Origin of the sequence: Pseudomonas antarctica (assembly GCF_900624995.1) — a bacterium.
GTDB classification, from domain to species: Bacteria; Pseudomonadota; Gammaproteobacteria; order Pseudomonadales; family Pseudomonadaceae; genus Aquipseudomonas; species Aquipseudomonas antarctica.
This window is the reverse complement of sequence record NZ_UYXQ01000043.1, coordinates 20,542-30,092: the sequence shown is the minus strand read 5'-3', so window position 1 is coordinate 30,092 and position 9,551 is coordinate 20,542. Positions and strand designations below refer to the sequence as shown.

The following is a 9,551-nucleotide window of genomic DNA, read 5'->3' as shown; positions in this document are numbered from 1 at the left end:
AACTAGGCGCAGCAGGGGGGGTCGATCCAAGGGTAGTTCTGCGGCAAACTGTCCAGGCGTGATGGATGAGTCCTGTGCACACCATCGTCGGAAAGCGCGATGCAAGACTGGGGACGTGGCTGCGCGTGCAAGGTGCCCTCGCGCACGCCGCGGCAATGGCGGCAGTTGCAGCTCCACTAAGGACAGCCGCCGCCTGCGGCTGAGCCAAGAATCCGGATGAACATGGTCGGTTCCTGTAGGCAACCCTCGCTGGCGCGCGACCGGGGCAAAAAAAGGCCCGTGTTAACGGGCCAAAAATAACGTGGCGCGTCGCTCGAGGAAGCGTAGCGCCACGCGGAGCGTCAACGGTTGGCGAAGTACATGGTGACTTCAAAGCCGATACGCAGATCGGTGTAAGCAGGTTTGGTCCACATGATTGAGTTCCTTATTACGTTGGAGTGACTAGCTTCAAATGTTTAGTGCACATTCTTACCGTACATGACGGCGAGTCTCGGTCATGCTAACTCGCCGTCAACGCGTTACCGTGCCGTCATTACGGTGTGGCTTTGGCCGCTGCTGGTTCTTGCGACTTCAGGTACGCGGCGTATTCCTGGCTAATGACGTAGTCCTTGATCTTTTGGACATCTGCCGGTTTCAGGCTGTCCTTGAAGGAGGGCATGCCCAGAGGACGCAGCACGCCATCGAGGACGATCTGCTGGAACATGGCGCGGCGCGCGTCGTCCGACTTGCGCAGGTCCGGTATCAAACCGCCGCTGACCACGCCCACACCGTGGCATACGGTGCAGTAAGTGCCGTATAGCTGCTTGCCGGCGGTGATATCCGCAGCAGACGCTTGGACCGGTCCGGGTATGCGTGTTACCGCAGTTGCCACTTTCTCTGGCAGCGGTGGGAGGGCGGCCTTGCCGTTGAGTTTGAAGACCAACAGACGGCTGATGTTGCCGACCCCGGGTGCCAAGGAAGCATCGCCACCGATAAGCGGGGCTACACCACCCCAGCCAGCCATCAATGCGACGTACTGTTCACCGTCAAGGCTGTAGGTCATTGGCGCGGCGACGATGCCGGTCTGTGCGGCGAACGACCAGAGCCTCTTCCCTTTGTCAGCAGAGTAAGCAATGAGGTCACCGTCCGCGGTGCCCTGAAACACCAGGTTGCCGGCAGTGGTCAGGGTGCCGCCATTCCAATAGTGGGTGTACGGAACGCGCCAGGCTTCTTTCTGTTTGACGGGGTCCCACGCCACCAGCGCACCGGAGACGGCCTCGCGAGGAATCTCCGTGGTGTCATAGAACGCAGCGCCGGTGTTGAAGGCGTTGCGCTTGACGAAGTTTTTGCCTTCGTTGCGATAGACGCCGGGAATCTCCTGGTAAGGGAAATAGACCAAACCGGTTTGCGGGTTGAACGACATTGAGTGCCAGTTGTGTGCGCCAAAGGGGCTCGGCCACATCACAATTGTCTCTTTCTCGTAACGCGAACCGGGTACCTCTACCGGCTTGCCGCTGGCCAGATCGACTTTCTCGGCCCAGGTGACCTTGCCGAACTTCTCGGCAGAGAGCAGTTCGCCGGTCTGGCGGTCGAGCACATAGAAGAACCCGTTTTTTGGCGCCTGCATGAGTACCTTGCGCGGTTTACCGGCAATTTCCAGGGTTGCCAAGGTGATCTGCTGCGTGGCAGTGAAGTCCCAGGAGTCGCCCGGTGTCACTTGATAGTGCCACGCCAGTCGCCCGGTCTCCGGGTTGATGGCGAGGATCGAGGACAGGTACAGGTTGTCGCCGCCGCCCGGGCTGCGCAGCTCGCGGTTCCACGGAGAGCCGTTACCGGTGCCGACGTACAGCAGGTTCATTTCCGGGTCGTAGGCCATGCTGTCCCACGCGGTACCGCCGCCGCCGAACTTCCAGTACTGGTCGCCCTTCCAGGTCTTAGCGGCTTCAACCAACTCCGGGTTTTCGTATGGCTTGCTTGGGTCGCCGGGCACCGTGTAGAAGCGCCAAGCCATTTTGCCGGTCTCGGCGTCGTAGGCGGAGAAGTAGCCGCGCACGCCGTACTCGGCGCCGCCGTTACCAATGATCACCTTGCCTTTCACCACGCGCGGCGCGCCGGTGATGGTGTATGGCTTGCTGATGTCAGTGGTCTGCTGACTCCAGACTTGCTTGCCGGTTTTGGCGTCAAGGGCGATGAGTCGGCCGTCCAGCGTGCCTATAAACACCTTGCCGTTCCACAACGCCACGCCGCGGTTTACCGCGTCGCAGCAAGCATCACGGGCCTTGTCGCGGGCAACCTGCGGGTCGAAGCTCCAGAGTGTTTTGCCGGTGCGCGCATCGACGGCAATCGCGCGGCTCCATGACAGCGAGGCGAAGAGCACGCCGTCGACGAACAGCGGCGTTGCCTCCAGACCACGGTGGTTATCAAGGTCCAGAGACCAGGCCAGACCGAGCTTGTCGGCGTTTTGTTCAGTGATCTGGTCCAGTGGGCTGAAGCGTTGTTCTTCATAGGTTCGGCCATTGCTGAGCCATTGGCTGCCGTCTTTCTTGCTGGCGATAATGGCGGCCTCGTCGACCTGGGTCGCGACGGCCAATGGCATCATCAGGGCGAGAGCTAAGCCCGCGAATAGTTGCGATGCAGACTGCGTATTCATAAACGCAGGACTCCTGTCTTGTAATTGGAATGAGACCTTTGCTGGCAAGTAGCACTAGAATATTTGAAGGATCCGCAAGTTGATGCGGCTGTCCTCCTTGAAGCCGTTTTCAACTGCCATGTCACGGCCGTAATTGACCATCAGTTGGGTGCTAGGGGTAACGAAGTACGCCGCGCCTACTGTGTATTTGCTGGTATTAGGTTTGTCGTGCATGTCCTGGCTGTCGATATTGCTTTCACCGCCCCAAAACTTCGATACCCCAACACGCACATCAAACTTGTCGGTGAAGTTGTAGCGAAGGAATGCTTGGCCTTGATACAGCGCGTTCTGTTTCTGCGTGACGCTCTGGGCGCCGTAGTCATTGTTGTTGCCGAAGAGCGTCACGTCGCCGATCAGGTCGAGGGTCAGCTTGTCGCTCAGCCCGGTGATGTATCCAGCCTGCAGGGCGAACTTCCAGCGGTTCTCACCGAGGTTGATCGCGTGGTTGTTGTCATAGCTGCCGATGGGTATATATAGGAACGGCGTGATGCCGAAGTAACGCCGCTTGTCAGGTTCATTTATCAGCCAGACGGTGGCGGCCAGGGTCAAGTCGCCGGTGCCGCTGGCGCTGCCCAAATCTTTGACATCGTCCTTAGCTTGCACGTTGCCGAATGGGAGGAGGAACTGTGGGTCGACGATGTAATCGCCAATCTTGGTGAAGTGCACGCCACGCACAATGCCGATATTGGAATTCAGACCAGCGTCGATTGGCGCTTTGTGGCCGTTTGCATACAGTGAGTTGCGTTCGGCATGTTGGCCGTAGAGCATGCCCAGGTTGGTGCCTTCGGGAAATGCGGTGTAATCGCCGGCATCCACGTCCACAGCTGAAGCGCCGTAGGATAGGCTACCTAGCAAGCCGAACAACGCAGCTTGCAACAGATGCACCATGCCGCGTCGGGTTGACGGGCAGATGGGACGGCGCAGAGCCAGCTCTGAGCTCATTTTCATAACATCACCTTTATTGTTTTTGTTTATGTTAGAACGTAGTGACGGGTGCTTATCCGACCTCACAGCAAGTCATTAAGCAGAGCCTGTGCCACTTTTGAGTTCTAAAAAAATATCTTTAGGTGGATGATTATTATAGGGATAATATTTTTCGAGGAAAGCGTATGACTGCCCCACCTGTACGACTGACTCAAAATGAGACATCGCAACAGGGGCGGACTGGCCTATTTTGAGACATTAGCTTGCGAGGCGCATTTCATGCATAACATCACCGACTCCGCAGTCCCCCCCGCGCGCAAGTATTTCGTCGACTCGTTGATGGTCGAGAGGTCCTGGGAACGTTCGCAAAGCTACGGTCTGAGTCATCGCGACCGTCTGAATGCGCCTGTAGTCGCCAGCCGTGCCCAAATTATCGAAAGCAATCGCCTGTTGCTGACCTGTGCCACGCCCGAGATGGAGCAACTACACGCCTCCCTGTCACGCAAGGACTGGGTGCTAGTCTGCCTCGACTTGCAAGGTGTGGTGCTCAACAGCCTGGGCAGCCGCAGCTCAGACAACCAAGAGTTGAATCAGGTGTTTCGGGTTGGCGCGCAGATTTCCGAGCAAAACGTCGGTACCACCGCGCCGAGTTGCGCTCTGACCGAGCGTGACTCCGTGCTCTTCGTGGGCGGGGAACACTACCTGGAGGAAGCGCGCGACTTTTGCTGTTTTGCCACGCCGATTTTCGGCCCGGACGGCGCCATCGTCGGGGTGCTGGACGCGAGCAGCAAACACCGCGCGCCCTTGATTAACGCGCGGGAGTCCTTGTTGCTAACCGCCAGTGCGATTGAAAATCGTATGTTTAGCCAGCTCAGCGACTTACTGCTGGTGCACTTGCACCTGCGGATGGATATTCTCGGCACCCCGTTGGAAGGCCTGATGGGTTTCGACCAGGCCGGTAAGCTGCGCTGCGCTAACCGCGCTGCTGGTCAGCTGTTGCAGTTAAGCGAGGTTCCGGTCGGTCTGGATTTTGCTGAGCTGTTCGACATGCCCTTCGCTCACGCCGCCTGCTACCGCCGCCACGATCTCAGTGCACCGCTCCGGCTGCGCACGCATCACGGTGGCGAACTGCACGCGTGCATTACCCTAGGCCCCGTTCTTAAAACGGAGCGGGCGTTGAGGCAGGAACCTTTGCCTGCGCCTATCGCCAAACCGCCGCTACTGCCGCAAGCAGCGCCGTATTTGCAGGACCCAGCGCTGCAGAGTGCCCTTGCCCGCGCTCGCCAGGCCTTCGCCCGGGATATTCCCGTGCTGATCAACGGCGAGACCGGCACGGGTAAAGAGGTTTTCGCCCGCCTGTTGCACGAAGGTAGCAGCCGCGCCGGAGAAGCCTTCGTGGCTATCAACTGCTCGTCTATTCCGGCCAGCCTGATCGAGTCGGAACTGTTCGGCCACGTCGAAGGTGCCTTTACCGGCAGCCGCAAAGGTGGCGCGATCGGCAAAGTTGAACAGGCGCACCAAGGCACCCTCTTCCTCGACGAGATCGGCGACATGCCGATGGAGCTGCAAGGTCGTCTGCTGCGGGTGTTGCAGGAGCGCAGCTTTACCCGCTTGGGCAGCAGCCAAGTGATTCACGTGGATTGCGCGCTTATCTGCGCCACTCACCGAGACCTCAAGCAGCTCAGCGCCAGCCACGGCTTTCGCGAAGACCTCTACTACCGTATAAACGGCCTGCGTGTGACGCTACCGGCGCTGCGCGAGCGTCAGGACTTGGTGGAGCTGATTCAGCATCTGCTGCGCGCCGAAAGCGCCACGCGCCAGCCGCTCACGCTGAGTGACGCGGCGCTGCAAGCGCTGTTGAATTACCGCTGGCCGGGCAATGTCCGTCAGCTCTACCAGACGCTCCGCCTGGCTGTCGTGTTGGCCGAGGATGGCGGTGAGATCGGCCTGGAGCATCTGTCGGAAGACGTTCTTGAAATCATTGAAAAGGTCGCCGACTCAGCCTCAATGACAGACTCGGCGCCACAGGCAGCACATACACTGCAGGCCGCAAAACTGCTTGCAATCAAGACGGCCGTGGCAGCGAGCGGTGGCAACCTTTCGGCGGCTGCGCGCAGCCTGGGGATCGGGCGAGCAACCCTCTACCGGAAGTTAAAGGGACTTGAGGAAAACTGAGGACGCTGCGTTGCACCGCCGTAGGTTTTCCTCTCATACCTTACCGCTGTTGAAGCAACTCGAAAGCGCTTGTCAGCCAGTTGGTCGTTGGGCAGGGTTGAATCGCCCCGGATTCTCTAAATACCTTGCAAGCTCAAGGCGCGCGGCATCGTCGAACAGCAGGGTTAAACCAAGGTGCTGGCGTCGATCTGCTCGATTGAGGTGACGCCGGTCAAGGTCATGGCCACGCGCATTTCCTTAGCGAAAATATCCAGCAGGTTCTCCACCCCGCGCTGGCCATCGGCAGCCAGTGCATAGGCGTTGGCGCGGCCCAGCAGGCAGCCCTTGGCACCCAGGGCAAGCATGCGCACCACGTCGAGCCCGGAGCGAATGCCGGAGTCCACCAGCACCGTGAGGTCATCGCCCACCACCTCGGCAATCGGTGGCAGGGCTTTGGCGGTGGACAGCACGCCGTCCAACTGGCGGCCGCCGTGGTTGGAAACGACGATACCGTCGGCGCCGAAACTCACGGCATCCTTGGCGTCCTGGGGGTCGAGAATGCCTTTGATGATCATCGGGCCTTTCCAGAACTCGCGGATCCACTCCAGGTCTTTCCAACTGATCGAGGGGTCGAAATTGTTCGCCAGCCAGCCGATGTAATCTTCCAGGTGGGTCGGCTTGCCAAGGTACTTGGAGATATTGCCGAGGTCGTGCGGGCGGCCCATTAACCCTACATCGAAGGCCCATTGCGGCTTGGTGATGGCCTGCAGCATGCGTCGCGAAGCCGCGAACGGCCCGGACATGCCCGAGTGCGCATCGCGGTAACGCGCACCCGGCGTGGGCATGTCGACGGTGAACACCAGCGTGGTCACCCCGGCGGCCTGCGCCCGTTCCAGGGCGTTGCGCATAAAACCGCGGTCCTTGAGCACATACAGCTGGAACCAGATCGACTGCGGGCTTTGCGACGCCACTTCTTCAATCGAACACACCGACACCGTCGACAGGCAGAACGGGATGCCCTTGTTCGCCGCCGCCTTGGCGGCCTGCACTTCACCGCGCCGCGCGTACATGCCGGTCAGGCCGACCGGGCTGAGGATCACCGGCATGGCCAGTTCCTGGCCGAACAGGGTGGTTTTCAGGCTCAGGTTGTCGACATTGCGCAGGACGCGCTGGCGCAGGCTGATCTCGGCCAGGTCCGAACTGTTGGCACGCAGCGTGTGCTCGGCGTACGCGCCACCGTCGATGTAATCGAACAGAAAGCGCGGCAGCTTGCGCTTGGCGGCGGCACGGTAGTCGGAGGCGGACGAGATGATCATGAACGGGTTCTCCACAGAGCAAGGTTGCTCCACGATAAGCAAAAAGCTGGCATGATAAAAACAACTTTTATTACTAGCATCCAGTCGCTAAGGGAATACCGATGAACCTGCGAACATTGCGTGCCTTTGTTGAGGTGGTGCGCCAGGGCGGCTTCTCCCAAGCGGCTGACGTAGTGGCGTTGACCCAATCCACGGTGAGCAAGGCGGTCAAGACGCTGGAAGATGAATTGGGCACGCCGCTGCTCAATCGCCTCGGCCACAAGAATGAACTGACCGCCGCCGGCGAAATTGCCTACCGCCGCGCACTGGTGTTGCTCGCCGAGCACAACGACCTGGTGGCCGAGATCAACGACCTGCGCGGCCTCAAGCGCGGCGTGCTGCGCATCGGCTTGCCACCGGTCGGCTGCGGCGTATTGTTTGCGGCGATGTTCGCCGCCTATCGCACGCGCTACCCCAACATCGACATCGAACTCACCGAATACGGCAGCAAACGCCTGCGCGAATGCCTCGAGGCCGGGGAGGTCGACCTGGCGGCCTTGCTACTGCCAGCGGACGAAGGCTTCGACTACCAACCCGTGCGCAATGAACCGCTGATGGCCGTGTTGCCCATGAGCCACCCACTGGCCCGACGCAAACGCATCGACTTCACTGACCTGGCCGATTCACCGTTCATCTTGTTCGAAGCCGGTTTTGCCCTGAACGCCAAAATCCTCGCCGCCTGCGAACGCAAAGGCGTCACGCCTCGGGTCACCGCCCGCAGCGGGCAAATCGACTTTATCGTCGACCTGGTTTCCGCAGGGTTGGGCGTCGCCTTCCTGCCACGCATGCTCGCGCACAAACACCAACACCCCGGCATCGCCCTGATCCTCTTGGACGAACCCCACACCGATTGGCACATCGCCCTGGTCTGGCGCGCCAGCGCCCACCTGCCGCCGGCGGCCCGCGCCTGGCTGGATCTGGCCAAGGAAATGGCCAGCCCGGTGTAGCGGGTTGCAGCGGTCATTTGTAGGAATTCTTCCAAATGCACCTCAGTGCTTGACTTCTTCTTTTTAATCAGTAACATACGGCGCATTCCGCGATAGCTCAGTTGGTAGAGCAAATGACTGTTAATCATTGGGTCCCTGGTTCGAGTCCAGGTCGTGGAGCCAGATAGAGAAAAGCCTGCAGAGATGCAGGCTTTTTTTTGCCTTGGATTTGGCTGTGCGATCCAGGTGTGCAGGCTGACAACCTGCCGTCGTTGTTTTCGTTCCATGTACTATCGCATGATGCATATAAACTGCGGCCCAGTTCGACTGGATTATTTCTAGGATCTTCACATCCTGTCTATCGTTGATCCATCGAATAATCCATTCAACTAGCTTGGAAAGTGTTTGCATGATGTTGCGGGCGGCCGATTTTGTTTTAGTCGTCTGATGGTTTTTTGTGCAGCAACTACGTTGTCTATCTGGCATTCGGATTAATTCAAGCATAAAGCCCCTGACCCCCTACGGGTGTAGGGGTTATTGAGGGCGCGGGATTTGTTAGTATTTGATTTCTATTTTAATAGTTAATAGCAGAAGTTTTTGCAGGTGAGGGCGAGCCATCAATCTGCGCATGCTTGAAACGTCGAGATGATGGTGGTGTTGTTTTCGCCGTTTATATCGTTCGCGATCGTTTTAGAGTTTTGCGCGCGTCGTTAAGGCGGGTTGATTTTTGTAGGTGTCCCCTTGTTTATTGTCCTGTGATGGGTGCGTTTTTTGAGAGTGATATAGCTAAGTGTTTATGTAATAAACCGCCTAAAAGGTTTTAATATGTTTTTTCCTCCTGCGATATGCGGGTAGGTAGTGGGTCTCGGTAGCGGGTACCGTGATTGTCGGCGACGCTTTTCGAAATGACTTTGGTTCGCTCCATAAGAACTTGTCGAGCCGCGATGTGTGCGGCTATTTTTCCGCTGCCGTTTTAGTCGCTCGTTCATGCGTACTAAAATTTCGATGCGCGGTAAAGTAACTGGATTGTAAGGTGCCCCTACAGCTGTAGGGGTAGATAAATAGTTAACGTCTGAGAAGTTCCAGGGGCATGCAAGTGCGAGAGGCGTTAAGTGGTTTTTCCCTAGCGCTGATGAAAACCGCTAATTCAACACGGCTGGCCGTATTTGTCTTCCTCAGCATCGCTGATATGTGGTCCCTGACAGTGTGGTTGCTGATCCCCAGTTCTCGACCAATTTCCTTGTTGGTTAAGCCATGAACTAAAAGATCCATTACCTCTGACTCTCGGCTGGTGATCTTCAATACGCTGCTCCCTGTGCGAACTCTTTGGGATATTTAATTATGAGTACGACCCAGAAATACAGCTCCCCTCGGTCGAGTGCTTTTCACCTACATGGCTTACGAATGAGGGCGTCAGAGATTTACCCTGAGCGCTGATTTTTTATCTGGCATACGTTAATAGCTACTCAGTTGGGCTTCCTATCAGCTTGGAAGGACGCGTATTGCTCTAGGTTGAAACCTACA

General features: G+C 58.0%; 7 protein-coding genes, 1 tRNA gene and 1 pseudogene. 3 read left to right on the top strand and 6 right to left on the bottom strand.

Going from position 1 to position 9,551, the window contains the following annotated elements; all coding sequences use genetic code 11:
• Nucleotides 1-80: 80 nt before the first annotated feature.
• From E0F99_RS18755 to E0F99_RS18740, 4 genes and pseudogenes are all read right to left on the bottom strand, one after another.
• Nucleotides 81-224 (bottom strand): annotated as a pseudogene (locus E0F99_RS18755) (pyrroloquinoline quinone biosynthesis protein PqqB); the annotation flags it as partial.
• A gap of 117 nt (nt 225-341) precedes the next feature.
• Nucleotides 342-413, bottom strand: a complete 72-nt coding sequence (gene pqqA / locus E0F99_RS18750; RefSeq protein WP_003243383.1) for a pyrroloquinoline quinone precursor peptide PqqA — start codon at nt 411-413, stop codon at nt 342-344.
• Between the two features lie 119 nt (nt 414-532).
• On the bottom strand, nt 533-2,629 hold the full coding sequence (locus tag E0F99_RS18745) for a PQQ-dependent dehydrogenase, methanol/ethanol family (protein WP_083357604.1): 2,097 nt from the start codon (nt 2,627-2,629) through the stop codon (nt 533-535).
• 54 nt (nt 2,630-2,683) lie between these two features.
• Nucleotides 2,684-3,616, bottom strand: coding sequence for a transporter (locus E0F99_RS18740; protein WP_083357605.1), 933 nt, complete (start codon nt 3,614-3,616; stop codon nt 2,684-2,686).
• A gap of 255 nt (nt 3,617-3,871) precedes the next feature.
• Here E0F99_RS18740 and E0F99_RS18735 point away from each other — a divergent pair, with 255 nt between their 5' ends.
• Nucleotides 3,872-5,767: a sigma-54-dependent Fis family transcriptional regulator gene (locus E0F99_RS18735; RefSeq protein ID WP_083357606.1), complete on the top strand. Its 1,896-nt coding sequence runs from the start codon at nt 3,872-3,874 to the stop codon at nt 5,765-5,767.
• 164 nt (nt 5,768-5,931) lie between these two features.
• Here E0F99_RS18735 and lldD read toward each other — a convergent pair whose 3' ends face one another.
• Entirely contained in the window at nt 5,932-7,062 is a 1,131-nt protein-coding gene (gene lldD, locus E0F99_RS18730; RefSeq protein ID WP_083357607.1) for an FMN-dependent L-lactate dehydrogenase LldD, read from the bottom strand.
• Nucleotides 7,063-7,163: 101 nt separating this feature from the next.
• On the opposite strand from lldD, the gene E0F99_RS18725 reads away from it, so the two are divergent.
• Nucleotides 7,164-8,048, top strand: a complete 885-nt coding sequence (locus E0F99_RS18725) for a LysR family transcriptional regulator (protein ID WP_083357608.1) — start codon at nt 7,164-7,166, stop codon at nt 8,046-8,048.
• A gap of 86 nt (nt 8,049-8,134) precedes the next feature.
• A tRNA-Asn gene (locus E0F99_RS18720) sits at nt 8,135-8,210 on the top strand.
• 882 nt (nt 8,211-9,092) lie between these two features.
• Here E0F99_RS18720 and E0F99_RS18715 read toward each other — a convergent pair.
• The gene (locus E0F99_RS18715; protein WP_130908861.1) at nt 9,093-9,329 is read right to left on the bottom strand and encodes a response regulator transcription factor; all 237 of its coding nucleotides are present in this window, start codon (nt 9,327-9,329) and stop codon (nt 9,093-9,095) included.
• Nucleotides 9,330-9,551: the final 222 nt, after the last annotated feature.

Excerpts from the sequence above, each read along its gene's own strand:
- E0F99_RS18725 (WP_083357608.1), top strand. The coding sequence starts at position 7,164 with ATGAACCTGCGAACATTGCGTGCCTTTGTTGAGGTGGTGCGCCAGGGC.
- E0F99_RS18740 (WP_083357605.1), bottom strand. The coding sequence starts at position 3,616 with ATGAAAATGAGCTCAGAGCTGGCTCTGCGCCGTCCCATCTGCCCGTCA.
- E0F99_RS18745 (WP_083357604.1), bottom strand. The coding sequence starts at position 2,629 with ATGAATACGCAGTCTGCATCGCAACTATTCGCGGGCTTAGCTCTCGCC.
- E0F99_RS18735 (WP_083357606.1), top strand. The coding sequence starts at position 3,872 with ATGCATAACATCACCGACTCCGCAGTCCCCCCCGCGCGCAAGTATTTC.
- lldD (WP_083357607.1), bottom strand. The coding sequence starts at position 7,062 with ATGATCATCTCGTCCGCCTCCGACTACCGTGCCGCCGCCAAGCGCAAG.